The organism is Blastococcus colisei, from assembly GCF_006717095.1.
GTDB classification, from domain to species: domain Bacteria; phylum Actinomycetota; class Actinomycetes; order Mycobacteriales; family Geodermatophilaceae; genus Blastococcus_B; species Blastococcus_B colisei.
Genome location: NZ_VFQE01000001.1, coordinates 3442863 through 3460308, shown reverse-complemented (window position 1 = coordinate 3460308; position 17446 = coordinate 3442863). Strand labels below are relative to the sequence as shown.

Annotated in this window: 19 protein-coding genes and 1 tRNA gene; 11 read left to right on the top strand and 9 right to left on the bottom strand. The window is 73.4% G+C overall.

Annotation, left to right across the window (positions count from 1 at the left end; all coding sequences use genetic code 11):
* Positions 1–33 precede the first annotated feature (33 nt).
* From FHU33_RS16510 to FHU33_RS16485, 6 genes are all read right to left on the bottom strand, one after another.
* Positions 34–576, bottom strand: coding sequence for a Clp protease N-terminal domain-containing protein (locus FHU33_RS16510; RefSeq protein ID WP_142026310.1), 543 nt, complete (start codon positions 574–576; stop codon positions 34–36).
* A 3-nt stretch (positions 577–579) separates the two neighbouring features.
* Entirely contained in the window at positions 580–828 is a 249-nt protein-coding gene (locus FHU33_RS16505) for a helix-turn-helix domain-containing protein (protein ID WP_142026309.1), read from the bottom strand.
* Between the two features lie 150 nt (positions 829–978).
* Positions 979–1944, bottom strand: coding sequence for a zinc-binding dehydrogenase (locus FHU33_RS16500; RefSeq protein ID WP_142026308.1), 966 nt, complete (start codon positions 1942–1944; stop codon positions 979–981).
* A 60-nt stretch (positions 1945–2004) separates the two neighbouring features.
* Positions 2005–2589 (bottom strand): hypothetical protein, encoded by a 585-nt coding sequence (locus tag FHU33_RS16495; RefSeq protein ID WP_142026307.1) that lies wholly within the window; start codon positions 2587–2589, stop codon positions 2005–2007.
* Between the two features lie 485 nt (positions 2590–3074).
* A complete protein-coding gene (selD, locus tag FHU33_RS16490; RefSeq protein WP_246063726.1) occupies positions 3075–4082 on the bottom strand; it encodes a selenide, water dikinase SelD in 1008 nt (335 codons plus the stop codon).
* 64 nt (positions 4083–4146) lie between these two features.
* On the bottom strand, positions 4147–4731 hold the full coding sequence (locus FHU33_RS16485) for a helix-turn-helix transcriptional regulator (RefSeq protein ID WP_142026306.1): 585 nt from the start codon (positions 4729–4731) through the stop codon (positions 4147–4149).
* 64 nt (positions 4732–4795) lie between these two features.
* Between FHU33_RS16485 and FHU33_RS25075 the strand changes: the two genes are divergently transcribed.
* The 3 genes from FHU33_RS25075 to selB all read left to right on the top strand — a co-directional run bounded on the left by FHU33_RS25075 (position 4796) and on the right by selB (position 8060).
* A tRNA-OTHER gene (locus FHU33_RS25075) sits at positions 4796–4891 on the top strand.
* Between the two features lie 77 nt (positions 4892–4968).
* Positions 4969–6279 carry an L-seryl-tRNA(Sec) selenium transferase gene (selA, locus tag FHU33_RS16480; protein ID WP_142026305.1) on the top strand — a complete coding sequence of 437 codons (1311 nt, stop codon included), beginning with the start codon at positions 4969–4971 and terminating at the stop codon, positions 6277–6279.
* Positions 6276–8060: a selenocysteine-specific translation elongation factor gene (gene selB, locus FHU33_RS16475; protein WP_246063723.1), complete on the top strand. Its 1785-nt coding sequence runs from the start codon at positions 6276–6278 to the stop codon at positions 8058–8060. The genes selA and selB overlap by 4 nt, the downstream gene beginning before the upstream one ends.
* A gap of 69 nt (positions 8061–8129) precedes the next feature.
* Here selB and FHU33_RS16470 read toward each other — a convergent pair whose 3' ends face one another.
* Positions 8130–8906: an enoyl-CoA hydratase-related protein gene (locus FHU33_RS16470; protein ID WP_142026304.1), complete on the bottom strand. Its 777-nt coding sequence runs from the start codon at positions 8904–8906 to the stop codon at positions 8130–8132.
* Positions 8907–8946: 40 nt separating this feature from the next.
* On the opposite strand from FHU33_RS16470, the gene hemW reads away from it, so the two are divergent.
* The 3 genes from hemW (at position 8947) to FHU33_RS16455 (ending at position 11577) form a co-directional block, all read left to right on the top strand.
* Positions 8947–10200 carry a radical SAM family heme chaperone HemW gene (gene hemW, locus FHU33_RS16465; protein WP_142026303.1) on the top strand — a complete coding sequence of 418 codons (1254 nt, stop codon included), beginning with the start codon at positions 8947–8949 and terminating at the stop codon, positions 10198–10200.
* 344 nt (positions 10201–10544) lie between these two features.
* On the top strand, positions 10545–10745 hold the full coding sequence (locus tag FHU33_RS16460; RefSeq protein ID WP_142026302.1) for a hypothetical protein: 201 nt from the start codon (positions 10545–10547) through the stop codon (positions 10743–10745).
* Between the two features lie 232 nt (positions 10746–10977).
* Positions 10978–11577, top strand: coding sequence for a hypothetical protein (locus tag FHU33_RS16455; RefSeq protein WP_142026301.1), 600 nt, complete (start codon positions 10978–10980; stop codon positions 11575–11577).
* 133 nt (positions 11578–11710) lie between these two features.
* Here FHU33_RS16455 and FHU33_RS16450 read toward each other — a convergent pair whose 3' ends face one another.
* The gene (locus FHU33_RS16450; RefSeq protein ID WP_142026300.1) at positions 11711–12565 is read right to left on the bottom strand and encodes a hypothetical protein; all 855 of its coding nucleotides are present in this window, start codon (positions 12563–12565) and stop codon (positions 11711–11713) included.
* Between the two features lie 332 nt (positions 12566–12897).
* On the opposite strand from FHU33_RS16450, the gene FHU33_RS16445 reads away from it, so the two are divergent.
* The 4 genes from FHU33_RS16445 to FHU33_RS16435 all read left to right on the top strand — a co-directional run bounded on the left by FHU33_RS16445 (position 12898) and on the right by FHU33_RS16435 (position 15742).
* Positions 12898–13815, top strand: a complete 918-nt coding sequence (locus tag FHU33_RS16445; protein ID WP_142026299.1) for an oxygenase MpaB family protein — start codon at positions 12898–12900, stop codon at positions 13813–13815.
* Between the two features lie 70 nt (positions 13816–13885).
* The gene (locus tag FHU33_RS25070; protein WP_170182486.1) at positions 13886–14062 is read left to right on the top strand and encodes a hypothetical protein; all 177 of its coding nucleotides are present in this window, start codon (positions 13886–13888) and stop codon (positions 14060–14062) included.
* An 83-nt stretch (positions 14063–14145) separates the two neighbouring features.
* Complete coding sequence (locus tag FHU33_RS16440) at positions 14146–14463, top strand: TraR/DksA family transcriptional regulator (protein ID WP_142026298.1); 318 nt, start codon at positions 14146–14148, stop codon at positions 14461–14463.
* Position 14464: 1 nt separating this feature from the next.
* Entirely contained in the window at positions 14465–15742 is a 1278-nt protein-coding gene (locus FHU33_RS16435; protein WP_142026297.1) for an NAD(P)/FAD-dependent oxidoreductase, read from the top strand.
* 46 nt (positions 15743–15788) lie between these two features.
* On the opposite strand, the gene FHU33_RS26485 is transcribed toward FHU33_RS16435, so the two are convergent.
* Positions 15789–16451 carry a type II toxin-antitoxin system VapB family antitoxin gene (locus tag FHU33_RS26485; RefSeq protein ID WP_425456777.1) on the bottom strand — a complete coding sequence of 221 codons (663 nt, stop codon included), beginning with the start codon at positions 16449–16451 and terminating at the stop codon, positions 15789–15791.
* Here FHU33_RS26485 and hrcA point away from each other — a divergent pair.
* Positions 16411–17433 carry a heat-inducible transcriptional repressor HrcA gene (gene hrcA / locus FHU33_RS16425; protein WP_142026296.1) on the top strand — a complete coding sequence of 341 codons (1023 nt, stop codon included), beginning with the start codon at positions 16411–16413 and terminating at the stop codon, positions 17431–17433. The two genes, FHU33_RS26485 and hrcA, sit on opposite strands and share 41 nt — an antisense overlap.
* Positions 17434–17446 lie beyond the last annotated feature (13 nt).

Below are 17446 nucleotides of genomic sequence, written 5' to 3'. Positions count from 1 at the left end.
GCAGAGCATCTGCGTCCGGGCATCATCACGCGGTCAGGAGCGCAGGGCGACCGTCAGTTCGCGACGAAGCTCCGCGGTGTCGACGCCGCGGTCGGCCAGCACCGTCATGGCCATGCCGTCCCCCTCGCGGAGCAGGCCGAGGGCGATGTGCCCGTCGCGGATGCTCCTGGACTTCATCGCGAGGGCCTCGCGCAGGGACAGCTCCAGGACCTTCTTCGCCCGCGGGCTGAACGGGATGTGCTTTCCCGGCTCCGCGCACCCGGGCTTCCGTGCCGGAGCGTCGAGCGCGCCCGGCCCGAAGCTCGCCTCCACGCTGTCCCGGACGGCGTCGAGATCGATGCCCAGCGCGCTGAGGGCGTCGGCGTCGAGGTCGTCGCCGCGATGCGCCGAGACCGACTCGGCCACCGTGTCGTGCGTCAGGCCGTACCGGACCAGGACGGCGGTGCTCGGGGTCTCCTGCGCGAGCAGCGCCAAGAGCAGGTGCTCGGTCCCGATCCAGCCGTGCCTGAGCCGTCGGGCCTCGGTCTGCGCCCCGACGACGGTCTGCCGGGCCTCGGTGGTGAACCGCTCGAACATGGGTCAGTCCTTCCGCCGGAGCGGCGCCCTGCCGCTGATGGACCTGCCGCTCGCGTACTTCTTGTGCACCGCCTGCCGGGTCACGCCCAGGAGCTGGGCGATCTGCTCCCACGTCCAGCCCTGGTCGCGCGCGTTGCCCACCTGGAGGGCCTCCAGCCGCTCGACGAGCGTCCGGAGGGAACGCACGGCCTTGAGGCCGATCGCGGGATCCCGGCTGCCGGCGGCCGATGCCACCTGCGCTGTGTCCGCCATGCCTGTCAACCTAGGTTGCGTCGACGCGCGTTGTCAATGCTGGTTGACAGTGGGAGGCCGAGTGAGGAGTTGTGGTCGCCGACACGCGCGGACGCGCCGGGCGAGGCGACCACAACTCCTCACTGGACGAACGGAAGGCCGCTCGTCGGGTCAGACGGTGAAGACGATCTTCCCGGCCGTGCGGCCCTCGAGCATCCGCTCGAAGCCCTCACGCGCCTGGGTGAGCGGCAGCTCGACGTCGATCTGCGGGCGGATCCCGGTCACCCGGCACATCTCGATCAGCGCCTCGAGCTCGGGCTTGGTGCCCATCGTCGAGCCGATCACCGACAGCTGGGTGAAGAAGACCCGGTTGAGCTCGGCGCCCGGGTTGAAGCCGGTCGTGGCGCCGGAGGTGACCAGCACGCCGCCGGGCTTGAGCGACTTGACGCTGTGCGACCAGGTCGCCTCTCCCACGGTCTCCATGACGCCGTCGACGCGCTCGGGCAGCCGGGCACCGGACTCGAAGGCCTGGTCCGCGCCGAGGGCGAGCGCCGCGGCCCGCTTCTCCTCGCTGCGCCCGGTCACCCAGATCCGGTATCCGGCGGCGCGGCCGAGCGTGATCAGCGCCGTCGCCACACCACCGCTGGCGCCCTGCACCAGGACGGTCTGGCCCGGCCTCAGGCCGGACTTCACGAAGAGCATCCGGTAGGCGGTCAGCCACGCGGTCGGCAGGCAGGCGGCCTCGCCGAAGGAGAGCTCGGAGGGCTTGGGCAGCAGGTTGCGCCTGGGGACGGCGACCTTCTCCGCCATCGAGCCCTGGTGCACCTCCGACAGCAGCGACCGCTTCGGGTCCAGCGTCTCGTCGCCCGTCCAGCCGGGCGTGGAGATGACGCCGTGCACCACGACCTCGTTGCCGTCCTCGTCGATGCCGGCCGCATCGGTGCCGAGGATCATCGGCATCCGCTCGGCGGGCAGCCCGATGCCCTGCAGGCTGAACAGGTCGTGGTGGTTGAGCGAGACGGCCTTCACCTGGATCGTCGTCCAGCCGTCGAGCGTCTCCGGCTCCGGCCGGTCGCCGACCTCCAGCACGGAGAGCGGGTCCTTCGGGGCAGGGGCGGAGACGAAGGCAGCCAGCATGATCCGGACGCTATGGCACGGCCGGGCCGCAGGCGACACCACCCGTCTCTGCAGGCAGGTTCAGCACACGATCCGCTGCTGACGGAGGTCGTTCTCGGCGGGGTCCTCATTGGCCAGCGGTGCCAGGGCCACACCCGGCACGACGAGCACCACCCGACCGGTCACCCGGGCGCGGCGCACGTCCAGGTACTCGGTGCAGGTCTCGCGCTCGAAGACGTGGTGCTCGACCGGCCCCCTGCCGCGCCAGAACAGACCCACGAGCGCGTAACCGCTCCGGTCCGGCAGCCCCACGGGGGACGCGCAGTCGACACGCAGTACGCCCACCGCGAAGGCGGAGTCCAACCCGTCCAGTTGCGCCGGCACTCGGTCCTCGGTCGTGCACTCGTAGACGATGCCCTCGCCGCCCCCGGCCACCGCACCGCCGACGAAGAAGTCGGTCACCCCGAACGGCTGCTCGGCCGGCGGGTCGAAGATCTCGAAGGCGCTGTGCAGGGTCCGTCCGGTCCGCTGATCGGTGCCGTCGAGCCCGGTGCTGGCGAAGCCGATCCGCTCCTCGGTGGCGGCCGCCGCGGGCACGGCTGCCCCCACCGTGATGGCCGTCAGCAATGCCGCTCCGAGCACCCTCCCGGCCGTCCGCGTTCCCATCCCGTCCTCCTCGGTGCCGGACCGCGGGCTCTCTGGATCCGTCGCGGGCGGCAGCGTGGCAGCGCGGTGACTCGGCAGGCGAGCGTTCCGCGCGCGGGGGCGCGCAGACGGCGGCGTGTTCCCGGCGACATGCCGGAGCAGCACCCCCGGAGGCTCAGCGGACGACGGCTCCGGTCCGCTTCCGCGAGCCGGTCCGCTCCTCGCTCGCCAGCGCTCGCTGCGATGCTCCCGGGGCCGTCAGCGGACGATGAGTTCGGCAGCAGGGTGACCTCGGGGTGGGAAATGCCCTCGAGTCCCGAAGGGCAGGTCGAGCCGCTCCAGCGGACGTTGAGCCGCGCCCTGACGCGGCTCAACGTCCGCTGTTGCGGCTCAACACGTATGCAAACAGGGCGCTGCGGGACTCGGGACGGTGATCCCGGCCCCGGAAGCGGACATGTCATGACGGGCGGGGATTTTCCCACCCGGGAGTCACCTTGCTGCCGAACTCAGCGGACGATGACGACGAACTCCCCGCGCTCCACGAACTCGCCGATCACCGGGGCCCCAGACACCTCGCCGCCGAGCAGCAGCCCGCCCGAGGTCTGCGCGTCGGCGAGCAGGAGCGCCTCGTCCTCCGACACCCCCGACAGGTCGGTGTGCGGACGCACCCAGTCGAGATTGCGCCGGGTGCCGCCGGAGACGAATCCGTCGGCCAGCGCCTCCCGTGCCCCGGCGAGGTAGGGGACGGCGGCAGCGTCGACCACCGCGGTCACGCCGCTGGCCCGCGCCATCTTGTAGAGGTGCCCGAGCAGGCCGAAGCCGGTGACGTCGGTGCCGGCCCGGATCCCGGCGGCGACCGCGGCCTCGCCGGCCGACCGGTTGAGCGCGGTCATCGAGGCGACCGCCTCCGCCGACACCTCGCCGGTGGCCTTCATCCGGCTGTTCAGGACGCCGACGCCGAGCGGCTTGGTCAGGGAGATCGCCGTCCCGGCCACGGCGGCGTCGTTGCGGATGATCCGGTCCAGGTCGACCAGGCCGGTGACGGCCATGCCGTACTTCGGCTCGGGATCGTCGATCGAATGCCCGCCGCCGACGTGGCAGCCTGCCTCCTGCGCGACCTCGAGCCCCCCGCGCAGCACCTCGGCGGCGAGCTCGCCGGGCAGCACGTCCCGCGGCCAGCCGAGCAGGTTGACCGCGACGACCGGGGTGCCGCCCATGGCGTAGACGTCGGACAGCGCATTGGCCGCGGCGATCCGGCCGAAGGTGTAGGCGTCATCGACAACCGGGGTGAAGAAGTCGGTGGTCAGCACCAGCCCCTGGCCGCCGGGGAGGCGCACGACCGCGGCGTCGTCGCCGTCGTCAAGGCCGACCACCAGCTCGGCGTTGGGCGAGGCCGGGCCGGTGAAGGTGAGCCCGGCGACGACGGACTCCAGCTCGCCGGGCGGGATCTTGCAGGCACAGCCGCCGCCGTGCGCGTACTGGGTGAGCCGGATACGGGCCGGTGCGGTAGTCACGCGTCCGACGGTAGCCCCGGCGATCGACGGCGTGATCATGCGCCGGTCGTCGGAGGTCGCCCGGTCAACGGCGGCCACCCGGCAGCACCGTGAGCCGGGGCGGCTCGGTCGTGACCGGCGGCGTCCGGCCCAGCCGCCGGCCCGCGGGGTGGCCGGAGGACGGCGGAGCACCCAGTCCGGCGAGGTCGCGCCGGGGTGCGGCCTCGCCGGTGACCTCGGCGGCCTCGATGCGGTCGATGCGGAACCAGCGGAGTGCGTCGCGCTCGCGGCACCACGCCACCAGGAACAGGTGATCGCTGCTCTGGACCAGCAGCTGCGGCTCCACCTCGCGCCGGGACGCCAGACCCTTGCCGTCGCGGTAGCGCAGCGACACCACGCGACGCCGTGCGACCGACTCCTCGACGACGGCTCGCACGTCGGCGGAGTGCCCCGCCTCGGCCGACACCCACAGGCTCGTGGCGAGCAACTGGGCCCGCCGGGCCGGATCGGGCTCGAGCACGTCGAGCACCTTCTCCAGAGCGCCGCGACCGGCGTCGCTGTAAGGCCCGTCGGGCCGAGCCGCGAGGGCGACGGCGACGGCCGCGGCCTCCTCGGGCGTCAGGGTGACCGGAGGCAGTGTCGCGGCGGTGCGGTGCTCGGAGCGGGTCATGCGCGGATGCTGGCACTGCCCACCGACAGTTTTCCGATGATCGTCGGCACGTAAGGTGGCCGCTGGAGGCGTCAGGGTGTCTGGTGACCCCCGCGGCCTCTAAAGCCGACGTGGCCGAGCATCTCGGTCAGGCGGGTTCGATTCCCGTCCGCCTCCGCCAGAACTTCTCATGGGTCCGCTGAGGGCCCGGGTCGACCAGCCGGTGGGGACGTTCCGGTTCCCCCTAGGCTGCGGGCGATGAGCGCCGACCCCCGTCGTCACGTGCCGCGCACCGACACGCTGCTCGCCGACCCTCGGCTGTCCGCCGCCGGCGAGCGGCTCGGTCGCGGCCTGGTCAAGGGCGCCGTCCAGCAGGTGCAGCAGCGCATCCGCGACGGCGAGGTCGCCCCGACGGCAGCGGTCGACGCGGTGCTGGCGTCGCTGCCGGGGACCGCGAGCAGCCTGCAGCCGGTGCTGAACGCGACCGGGGTGCTGGTGCACACCAACCTGGGTCGCTCGCCGCTGTCGCCGGCCGCCGTCGAGGCGATCACCGCGGCCGCAGGCACCACCGACGTCGAGCTGGACCTGACCACCGGTCGTCGCGGTCCGCGGGGCGAGGCGGCCATCGGGGCCCTGCTCGCCGCGGTCCCGGCCGCCGAGGCCGCGATCGTCGTCAACAACTGCGCCGCCGCGCTGGCCCTGGTCGCGAACGCCGTCGGCCAGGGCCGCGAGCTCGTCCTGGCCCGGGGCGAGCTGGTCGAGATCGGTGACGGCTTCCGGATCCCGGAGCTGCTGACCGCCACCGGCGCCCGGCTGCGGGAGGTCGGGACGACGAACCGCGTGACGCTCGCCGACTACCGAGGCGCTCTCGGTCCCGACACCGGAGCCGTGCTCAAGGTGCACCCGTCGAACTTCGTCGTGCGCGGGTTCACCCGGCAGGTCGAGGTCGCCGAACTGGCCGCCGCCCTGGCGGGGACGGGCACGCCGCTGGTGGCCGACGTCGGCTCCGGCCTGCTGCGCCCGCATCCGCTCCTGCCCGACGAGCCGGACCTGCAGAGCACTCTGGCCGCCGGCGCCGACGTCGTCCTGGCCAGCGGGGACAAGCTGCTGGGCGGCCCGCAGGCCGGGCTCGTGCTGGGCCGCGCCGACCTGGTGCAGCGGCTGCGGCGGCACCCGTTGTACCGGGCCCTGCGGGTGGACAAGACGACCCTCGCGGCGCTGGAGGCGACGCTGCGTGGTCCGCTGCCGCCGGTGCAGGAGATGCTCGCCGCGGACCTCGACGGGCTGCGGGCGCGGGCCCACTCGCTGGCCGCGCGGTTCACCGGCGCCGGCCTCGATGCCCGAGCCGTCGACGCCGACGCCCGCGTGGGCGGGGGAGGAGCCCCCGAGCACCCGCTGGCCAGTGCGGCGGTCTCGCTGCCGGAGCCCTTCGCGGCGCTGCTGCGCCGGGGCAGCCCGCCGGTGGTCGGCTACGTCGAGGGCGACCGCACGCTGCTGAACCTGCGCAGCGTTCCGCCGTCGGCCGACGAGGAGCTCGCCGGCGCCGTGCTGGCGGCCGCCGCGCGATGACACCCCCCTCGGTCGACCAGTCGGACGTCAACCACATGGACGTCGTCGCCACGGCCGGGCACGTCGACCACGGCAAGTCCGCTCTCGTCCGGGCGCTCACCGGCATGGAGCCCGACCGCTGGGCGGAGGAGCGGCGCCGCGGCCTGACCATCGACCTCGGTTTCGCCTGGACGACGCTGCGCTCCGGACGCCGGGTGGCGGTCGTCGACGTGCCCGGTCACGAGAAGTTCGTGGGCAACATGCTCGCCGGGGTCGGCCCGGTGCCGGCCGTGCTGATCGTGGTGGCGGCAGACGACGGCTGGTCGGCCCAGACCGCCGAGCACGTCGACGTGCTCCACGCGCTCGGGGTGCGGCACGGCCTGCTGGCGGTGACCAAGTCCGATCTCGCCGACCCGGCGCCCGTGGCGGCCGACGTCCGCGCGCGGCTGGCGACGACCTCCCTGGGTGACGTGCCCGCCGTCGCCGTCAGCTCGGTGACCGGTGAGGGGGTCCGCGACCTCGGGACCGCTCTCGAGAGCCTGCTTGCGGGTCTGCCGCCGGCCGATCCGTCCGCGCCCGTGCGGCTGTGGATCGACCGCGCCTTCACCATCCGGGGCGCCGGCACCGTGGTGACCGGCACCCTGGCCGCCGGCAGCGTGGCGGCCGGCGACCGGCTGGTGCTCGGCGGCCGGGAGGTCGTGGTCCGCAGGGTGCAGTCGCTGGGGGCGCCGGTCGAGCGCGCGACCGCCACCGCCCGCGTGGCGCTCAATCTCCGGGACGTCGCGGTCGAGGACCTCTCCCGCGGCGACGTCCTGCTCAGCCCGGGCGCCTTCCGCTCGACCGACGTCGTCGACGTGACGCTCCAGGGCGAGCCGGGGGAGCGGCTGCCGGCCGAACCGGTGGTGCACATCGGCTCCGCGACCGTCGGCGCCCGGCTGCGGCCCCTGGAGGGATCGGTGGTCCGGCTGCGGCTGGCCGCCGCCCTGCCGCTGCGCGTGGGCGACCGGTTGCTGTTGCGCGATCCGGGCACCCGGCGGGTGCTCGGTGCCGACGTCCGCGACGTCGACCCGCCGGAGCTCCGCCGTCGGGGGGCGGCCAGCGCGCGCGCCGCGGAACTGGCCGCCCAGCCTGGAGGGACGGCGGGTGCCGCGGTCGACCTGGCGCGCCGCCGGATCGTGCGGGTCGACGACTTCACGGCCATGGGCTGGCCGGTGCCGGACGGTGCCACCGTCCACGGACGGTGGCTGATGGCGGCCGGGCTGCAGGACGATCTCGCTGAGCGCGTGCCCGGCGTCGTGGTCCGCTATCGGACCCTGCGGCCGCTGGAGCCCGGCCCGCCGGTCGAGGTGGTGCGCCGGGCCCTCGATCTGCCCGACGTCGACCTGGTGACCGCGGTGGTCCGGCCGCCCCTGGAGCTGCGCGAGGGGCGGGTGGTCGACGGCGCCTCCGCGCTCCCGCCGGAGGTGCAACGGGCGGTGGACGAGATCCGGGCCCGGCTCGAGCGGGACCCCTTCGCGGCTCCGGAGGCGCCGGACCTGGTCGCGGCCGGGCTCGGGGTGCGGGAGCTGGCCGCGGCCGTCCGCAGCGGCCGCCTCGTGCGGATCGCCGACGGCGTCTACCTCGCCCCCGGTATCGCCGAGGTCGCCCGCGCCCGCCTCGCGACCGTCGCGCAGCCGTTCACGCTGAGCCAGGCCCGGCAGGCGTGGGGCACCAGTCGCCGGGTCGCCGTCCCGCTGGCCGAGTGGCTCGACGCCCAGGGGGTCACCGTCCGGCTGCCGGACAACACCCGCCGCCTGCGCTGACCCCGACATCGGTCGGGGGGCAGTCGTGCTCTGCCCACGGTGGTGGGCAGAGCACGACTCTCGACCGACTCAGTCGGTCGTCGGCACCCAGCGGGCGGGGCGCTTCTCGCGGAACGACGCGATGCCCTCCTGGCCCTCCTCGCTCGCGAAGAAGCGCGCCGAGAGGTCGAGCAGCTCGTCGAACTCCAGGGCGGTGCCGGCCCGGAGCAGGCGCTTGGTCTCGGCCAGCGCAGCCGGAGCGCCGGCGGTGAGGTGCACCAGCTGGGCGCGCACCTCGGCGTCGACGTCGGCGTCGGGCACGACCAGGTCGACCAGGCCACCGACCACTGCGGTGTCCGCGTCGAACACCTGGCCGGTGAGCATCAGTCGGTGCGCCACGTGCGGCACCATCCGGGGCCGGACGACGGCGGAGATCACGGCCGGGACCAGGCCCAGCCGCACCTCGGAGAACGCGAACGTGGCCGAGGCACCCGCGACGACGATGTCGCAGGCGGCCAGGAGCCCCACACCGCCCGCCCGCGCCGGGCCGCGGACCACGGCGACCACCGGCTTCGGCGACGACCAGATCAGCTCCAGCAGGTCGGGGAACTCGCGGACTCCCTGGTCCTGCACGCTGCCACCCGCGGCTTCGGCCAGGTCCATGCCCGAGCAGAACACCCGCCCGGTGTGGTCGAGCACGACCGCCCGTACCGCGTCGTCGGCGAGCGCCTCGGACAGCTCCGCCCGCAGTTGCGCCCGCATCGCGCGGGACAGGGCGTTGCGGTTGGCGGGGGAGTCGAGGGTCAGCGTCGCGACCCCGCGCAACACGTCGACCTGCACCACACGATCGGAAGTCACACCCGTCATCCTGCCGGGCCATGGCCTCCGCGCGGCACACTGGGAGCAGATGAACACCGTCCTGCCGCTGCTGCCGGCCGCGACACTCCCCGACTCTGCGCCGCTGGCCGGGTCGCCCGGCCCCGACGCACTTCCGCAGAGCGCGCGTGAGTACCTGGCCACCACGTCGTTCGGCCTGTACGTGCACGTGCCGTTCTGCGCGACCCGCTGCGGCTACTGCGACTTCAACACCTACACCTCCGACGAGCTCGGCCCGGGCGCGAACCGCGCCGAGTACGCCGGGACAGCGATCGCCGAGCTGCGCCGCGCCGCCGAGACGCTGGGCCCGGACCTGCCGACCGTCTCCACCGTCTTCGTCGGGGGAGGGACGCCCACCCTGCTGCCGGCCGGCGACCTCGCCGCCGTCCTCGCCGAGATCCACCGCCTGTTCCCGGTGTCGCGCGACGTCGAGGTCACCACCGAGGCCAATCCCGAGACGGTCGACCGCGACTACCTCGCCCGGTTGCGCGAGGCCGGCTTCACGCGCGTCAGCCTGGGCATGCAGTCGGCCGCCGAGCACGTGCTCGCGGTGCTCGATCGCAGGCACACCCCGGGCCGGGCGGTGGAGGCGGCGCACGAGGCGCGGGCCGCCGGCTTCGAGCACGTCAACCTCGACCTCATCTACGGCACCCCGGGGGAGACCGACGCGGACTGGGCGGCCTCCCTCGACGCCGTCCTGTCCGGCCCGGTCGACCACGTGAGCGCCTACGCGCTGATCGTCGAGGAGGGCACCCGGCTGGCCCGCCGGATCAGCCGCGGCGAGCTGCCCATGCCCGACGACGACGTCCTCGCCGACCGCTACGAGCAGGCGGACACGACCCTCCGGACGGCGGGGTTCGAGTGGTACGAGGTGTCGAACTGGGCGACGTCGGACGCCGCCCGCTGCCGGCACAACGAGCTGTACTGGGCCAACGCCAACTGGTGGGGGATCGGGCCGGGCGCGCACAGCCACGTCGGCGGCCTGCGCTGGTGGAACGTCAAGCACCCGGCGGCCTACGCCGACCGGCTCACGGCCGGGATGAGCCCGGCCCAGGACGCCGAACTGCTCGGCGACGCGGACCGCGCGCTCGAGACGATCATGCTGGGGCTACGGCTCCGTGAGGGCCTGCCGCTCGGGAACCTGTCCGATGTCGGCCGGGCTCGGGCAGTGGACTCGGTCGCGCGCGGGCTGCTGGACCCGGAGGCGCACGCAGCCGGCCGCGCCGTCCTCACCGACCGCGGGCGGTTGCTGGCCGACGCCGTCGTCCGCGACCTCACGGACTAGTCCTGCGTCACCGACGTTCCCCCTGCCGGCGCAGCGGGGCGGCGGGAGTTTGTCCCCGAGCGGCCCACGTGAGGACAGGCTGGGGTCGCCGAGCCGTTCCCGCGAAAGCGTGGTCAAGGTGAGCGGGGTGACGACTGTCGACGATCCCCGCGGGAACGTCTGAGTCGCTGCGACACGTGTCCCGAGCGGCCGATCGAGGGACACCGACGGCCGTTGCGAGGTCATCTCGTCAACTGGCCCTGGCAGGGGCAGCCGGCACACCGGAGCTGCGTCACATCTGCGCGCGCTGCCCGCGTGGAGGATGCTGTGCCTCCGGGGAGCGCAGCTTGCCAGAGGAGGAACCCGTGGTCGGGACATTGGCGAACCCGTCGAACCCTGATGCTGCCCGTCGCCGTGCTGTGCGCCGGCGCATCTCGTTGGTGGCCGTGCTGGCCCTCATCACCATGGGACTGGTCGGCTGCGGAGATCCCGACGACGATGACGGCGGTGGCGGGTATGTCGCTGTACATCTGACCGTGCCCGGCCCCGGCCCCGTGGCGGCGTGACGCGCCGGCGGAGCCGGCCCTAGCACCACACGGCTTTCCAGCACGCCGAGCGGCTCGGGTCCGGCGCTCGCAGGTAAACACGCCCTATATCCCATGACTCCGTGACCCCGAGCGGCCCACTATGGGATACCTCGGCGGCATCCCGCGGAGGGGTCAAGAAGGCGGATCGGCGCCGCCGCGCATCCCGCGTGGCGGGGCTGATCAGCTGTACCGTCCGCCAACACGATCGGCAATGGCGGTGGTGCTCATGGTCAGCGGCTGGCTGGGGCTCGACTGGGGCAACGTGCCGACGTGGATCGGGACCATCGTGACCAGCAGCTTCTTCACGGTTGCCGCACTGTCCTACCGGCGAAGCGTCCTCGACAGGGAACGCGCTCAGGCGAGCACGGTCGCCGCCTGGATTGCGCGACGGTCGGGCGAGGACCGGACGCAGCACCGGGCCACGGGCACGACGGACCGCGTCTTGCTGGTCCACAACGGCAGCGACTCTCCGGTATCCGAGGTGAATGTCCGGGTACCTGGAACCGCCCTGCCGTACCGGCTGGATCAGGTGCCGGCAAAGGCAACTTCCGAGCGGGAGCTGCCTCGGGAGCGGGCGGGAATGCTGATCAAGTTCGCAACCGGCAACGTCGCCACCGGCTATGAGGTCAGCGGTGGACCACTTCCCGAGGTGGAGTTCCGGGACGCAGCCGGACGGCTGTGGAAGCGAGACAAAGACGGGCGGTTGATACCGCTGCGGCTTGCAGACGTCGAGGTTCACCCTCGGCTTCGGCACCCCGTCCAAGCCCGACGCCGCCGCTCCCGGACGGGAGGATGCAGCAGAGTCTCCTGATACCCAGCCATCCGACGAGCCACCCTCGGGCCCCCTAGCCGCGACCTAAGCATCAATCCACCGACCGCCCCGGCCCGTCGGTGGATTGAGGCTAAGGGAAAGCCTGTCTCTTGCGGGGCGGGGATCAGAGCGCCTAGCGCCGGCCGTCGGCACGAGGTTTGTCACTCCAGGCCGCATACAAGACGGCTACACCCCAGACAAGGGCGGCCACCGCCCAGATCGGCTCGGCCGCTGACGCGGCAGTCGGAGCGACGATCGTGGTCACCCCGAAGGCCATCGCGCACATGCCGGCCATCGTGGCGCCTAGGCGCCAGCCACTGCCGGCGAAGGCGGCTGCAGCGAGGACGAGGACCACTGCGAACGCAAAAACCGCCATGGCCTGCCAGTGGGCTTGGTGATGCGGGTCCGCCGTGGGCGGGAAGGTGTTGCGCTGATTCAGCGCCTGACCGACGCCCCACGATGCAGCAATCGGAATGGCCACCGCGGCGAGGATCAGCGGCAGAGGCCGAAGCGGATCAGATCCGACGGCCCGGAACGGACCGGCAACGAGGGCCGCCAAGAGCGGAGGCACCCCCAGCACGAGAAGGACCGGATCCACGGCTCCGGCCTGTCCACCGACGTTATCGGGGTTCCCCACTATGGGCACCGCCACGAGGAAGGCCAGGACGGCCGCGAGAACCTGCCGTGATGCGCCCAACCGATGTGGCCCCAGCAGGAGTGCGATCAGACCGGAGGCGCCGAGGGCGAGAACCCCCAGCGCGCCCACGAGGTGCACGGCCTCTCCCGGTGCCGCAGCCCCCGCCAGGGCCTCCGGGGAGGGCAGCGGATCATCGGGTGAGCCGACCGGCGAGGACGTCACGATGCCGCTGGTCTCCGCCGCCACGAACGCGAAGAGCAGGGAGTACGTGACAAGGCCGAGCCCCGCGAGAACTCGCACGGAGATGCGGCGGCCTCGGCTCAGGCCTGGATCGGAAGTCCGTGTGGACACGCGGCAGCATGGTGCCGCACCAGCTGCGCAGGCGCGAGGGGTTTCCCTATCGACGTGATCTTCGACGACATGACGCTCCTCGCAGGTCACGAGGGAAGCCCCGCCGTCACTCGACGAGTCGGTCTGCAGTCGGGCAGTTCCTGTCCCATAGGCCGCCTTCAGGGCGAACGATTGCCGGAGCCGGCACTGCCTCGAGAGCGGGCCGTTCCTCCTGCGTCGTCCGTCTGCTCGTGCGGTCATGCAGCAGCGGGGATGCAGCGGGACACCGCGAGAGCCCGGCGGGCGGGCGGTGGCCTACCGTTCCGCCCGTCCGGCGAGCATGCTCCGCCGGCATGGGACGACGGTTCGAGATCCGCCGGTGCATCGAGGCCCTCGACCCGGCCCGGGAGTTCGCCGAGATCTACCGGCTGATGGGCACCCACGAGTTCCCGTGGGACCTCAACCAGGCGCTGAGCTTCGCGCTCTTCCGCACCTACGCCGTCCCGAGCATCGGCGGGCTCCTGGCGCGCACGGGGGAGTTCACCCAGCGGACGCAGAAGCGCTACGACGACACAGTCCTGATCCTCGATGCCGTCCTGGAGCACGGCCCGGCCAGCGACGAGGGCCGCACAGCGATCCGGCGGATGAACCGGATGCACCGCGCGTACGACATCGGCAACGACGACCTGCGGTACGTGCTGGCCACCTTCGTCGTCCTGCCGATCCGGTGGATCGACGCCTACGGGTGGCGGCGGCTCACCGAGACCGAGCGGGTCGCGAGCGCCAACTACTACCGCGACCTCGGCCGGCGCATGGGCATCCGCGACATCCCGCAGACCTGGCAGTCGTTCGCCCGCTGCCTGGACGCCTACGAGCGCGAGCACTTCGGTGTCGACGCCGGGGCCCGCGACGTCGCCGAGTCGACGCTCGCCCTGCTGTCGACCTTCCCGCCCAACGACCGCCTTCCGACGGCGCTGGTCCGGCGGATCTCGCTGGCCGTGATGGAGGCACCGCTGCTCGACGCCTTCGGCTTCCCCCACCCGCACCCGGTGTTCCGCGCGCTGGTCCGCGGCGGGCTCGTGGCGCGCGGCCGCTTCGTGCGGTTCCTCCCGCCCCGCCGGACGCCCTTCTTCGCCCGCCAGTTGCCGCAGATCCGCAGCTACCCCCACGGGTACGACGTGGCGCGCCTCGGCACGTTCCCGGACGGCTGCCCGGTCCCGCATCCTCGACCGGCGGTCGCGACGCTCCCGTCACCCGAAAGGGCCGGGTAGCCTGGGCCGTTCTGGGCTAAGGTGCCAAGTTCCGGCAACGGCGCCGGACTGTGCAAGGGGGTGGTCGGCGATGGACGCGTACGCGTTCCGAGATGCAGGCTCCCCGCACGGCTCCCGCGCCGCCGCCGTCCCCGCCCTCTCCGGCGGGATGCTGCTCGCCCTGGCGATGAACCGGCGAGCGCGCGGACTGCGAGGACTCGACGTCCTCCGCCGCAGCCAGGACAGGGCCCCGCCGCAGGGCTCCTGACTCCCTCCCGGAGTCGCAACCGCCCGTCCTGACGCGCCACCACCGGTGACCGCGTCTTCCCGTGTTGCCCGAAGGAGTTCCGCATGTCCACCAGCGTCGACACCACCACCCCCGCCGGCTCGCACGACCGGTTCCGCGCCCTGCTCGACGAGCACCGCGCCGACAGCGTCCGCCAGCGGGAGGAGGCCCTCGCCGAGTGCGCCCAGTCCGTTCCCGACCCGGTCGCGCAGCGGCGCAGCGCCGACCTGCTGGTGACCATCGGTGAGATCGACGCCGCGCTCGCCCGGATCGAGGCCGGCACGTACGGCCGGTGCACCGGCTGCGGGTCGGAGATTCCCGAGGAGCGCCTCGAGCTCCGCCCGTTCGCGGGCACCTGCGTCGCCTGCACCGCCGCGCGCTGACATGGGCGGAGGAGGCCCGCGGACGGCGTCGAGGGGCGGCGGACCCCGCGACGTCGCCGTCGTCGGCGCCGGGATGGTCGGCCTCGCGACCGCCTGGTTCCTGCAGGAGGGCGGAGCGTCGGTCACCGTCTACGAGCGCGACCGGGTCGCGGCCGGCGCTTCGTGGGGGAATGCCGGCTGGCTCACCCCCACCCTGGCCGCGCCGCTGCCGGAGCCGGCCGTTCTCCGCTACGGGCTGAAGGCCGTCCTCGACCCGAGCTCACCGGTCTACCTGCCGCTGCGCGCCGACGCCGGGCTGCTGCGCTTCCTCGCCTCGTTCGCCCGCCACAGCACGCACGGGCAGTGGCGCCGCGGGATGGCCGCCTTCGTGCCGCTGAACGAGCAGGCGCTCGGCACCTTCGACACCCTGGCCGTCGGTGGAGTGACCGCGCGGACGAGGCGCAGCGAGCCGTTCCTCGCCGTCTACCGGTCCGAGCGGCAGCGGGAGGGGTTGCTCGCGGAGCTGCGGGGCGTCCAGGAGGCCGGGCAGCGCGACGTCCGGTTCAGCCTCGTCTCCGGTGCCGAGGCCCGGGCGATGGAACCCGTGCTGACCGGCGAGGCAGGCTCGGCGCTGCGCATCTCCGGCCAGCGCTACCTGAACCCGCCGGAATTCGTGGACTCACTCGCCGCCGCTGTCCGGGCCCGGGGCGGCGCGATCGTGGAGGGCGAGGGCGTCACCGACCTCACCGACACCGGGGACGGCGTGGTCGTCGCCACCGGCGCGGGGGAGCAGCGGCACGACGCCGTCGTCGTCGCGACCGGTGCCTGGCTGGGCGCGCTCGTCCAGCGGTTCGGCGTCCGGCAGCCGGTGCAGGCGGGCCGGGGCTACAGCTTCAGCGTGCCGGTGACACGGATGCCGGGCGGACCGCTGTACTTCCCCGTCGAACGGGTGGCCTGCACGCCGCTCGGGGACCGGCTGCGCATCGCCGGGATGATGGAGTTCCGCCGTCCGGAGGACGCGCTCGACCACCGCCGGATCGAGGCGGTCGTGGACGCCGTCCGCCCGTTCCTCTCCGGCGTCGACCTCGACGACCGGCGAGACGAGTGGGTCGGCTCCCGGCCGGTCACCCCCGACGGCCTGCCGCTGCTGGGTGGGACCACTTCGCCCCGGGTCTTCGTCGCCGGCGGGCACGGGATGTGGGGGATCGCCCTGGGGCCGGTGACCGGCATGCTCCTGGCCCGGACCGTGCTCGAGGGGAAGGCGCCGCAGGAGCTGCGCCCGTTCGACCCGTTGCGCTGAGGCGGGCGTCGGGCCTGCTCCAGCTCACCGGGCGATGGGGAGGCTCCTAGACCCGGCGCGGGTTGGGCACCGGCGGCTGCGCGGGGATCGAGGCCGTGGCGGGGCCCGAGGGCGCCTGCACCGGGGTGAGCGCGTCGAGGTCGAGCACCCGGACGTGGATGACGTTGCGCTGCTGCAGGGCCGCCCGGAGTGCGCGGTGCAGACCGTCCTCCAGGTACAGGTCGCCGTGCCACTGCACCGCGTGCGGGAACAGGTCGCCGTAGAACGTGGAGTCGTCGGCGAGGAGCGCGTCGAGCGCCAGCTCCTTCTTCGTCGTCGTCAGCGTGTCCATCCGCACCTGCCGGGGCGGGATCATCGCCCAGTCCCGGGTGGACAAGCCGTGGTCGGGGTACGGGCGGCCGTCACGTACCGCTTTGAAGATCAGGGAACCGACCTCCGCTCTCTGCCCCGTGCGGGGACGCCGAAGGGCCCACCCTAGTCGCCGGGCCGGGCCGGCGCCGTCGTCCACCAGGGTGGGTGAGCACACCCGCGAGCCACGCGACGGGCCGCCCGGTCGGACGTATGCTGGCCTGGCACTCTGCCCGTGCGAGTGCCAGTACCGCTCCCAGGCACCGCACCGGGAGACATGGCGCCGCACGGCACGTCGACCGGTACGGGGAGGTGTCACCGTGGCGCACGACGAACGCCGCCTGGAAGTGCTCCGGGCCATCGTCCAGGACTACGTCTCGACCAACGACCCCGTGGGCAGCAAGGCCCTCGCCGAGCGGCACGACCTCGGCGTCTCCCCGGCCACCATCCGCAACGACATGGCGGTGCTGGAGGAGCAGGGCTACATCACCCAGCCGCACACCAGCGCCGGCCGGGTGCCCACGGACAAGGGGTATCGGCTCTTCGTCGACCGGCTGTCGGCGGTCAAGCCGCTGTCGGTGGCCGAGCGGCGGGCGATCGAACGCTTCCTCGACGGCGCCGTCGACCTGCACGACGTCCTGAGCCGCAGCGTCCGCCTGCTCGCACAGCTCACCCGCCAGGTCGCCGTCGTCCAGTACCCGACGCTGTCGCGCAGTGCCGTGCGCCATCTCGAGGTGGTGCAGCTGGCGGCCGCCCGCCTGATGCTGGTGCTGATCACCGACACCGGCCGGGTCGAGCAGCGGGTCGTCGACATCCCCGTGGACGTCGACGCCGAGGCCGTGGCCGAGCTGCGCACCCTGCTCAACACCGCCTTCGTCGGCGTGAAGCTGGTGGACGCCGGGGACAAGGTGCCCGACCTGGTCGAGACCGCCCCCTCGCACCTGCGGGGCCTGGTCGCCACGGTCAGCGCGACCCTCCTGGAGACCCTCGTCGAGCCCAGCGAGGACCGGCTGGTCATCGGCGGGACGGCGAACCTGGCGCGCGGCAACGCCCTCGACTTCCCGGGCACCTTCCGGCCGCTGCTGGAGGCGCTGGAAGAACAGGTGGTCGTCCTGCGGTTGATGAGTCAGGTGGACGCGAGCACGGTGCTGGTGCGGATCGGCGAGGAGAACGCCCACGAGGCGCTCACCGGCGCATCGTTCGTCTCCGTCGGCTACGGCGCCGGAGATCGCGCCCTCGGCGGGCTCGGGGTCGTGGGGCCCACGCGCATGGACTATCCGATGAACATGGCCGCGGTTCGCGCCGTGGCCCGCTACGTCGGCCACCTGCTGGCCGAGAGCTGAGGCTGAGAAACCC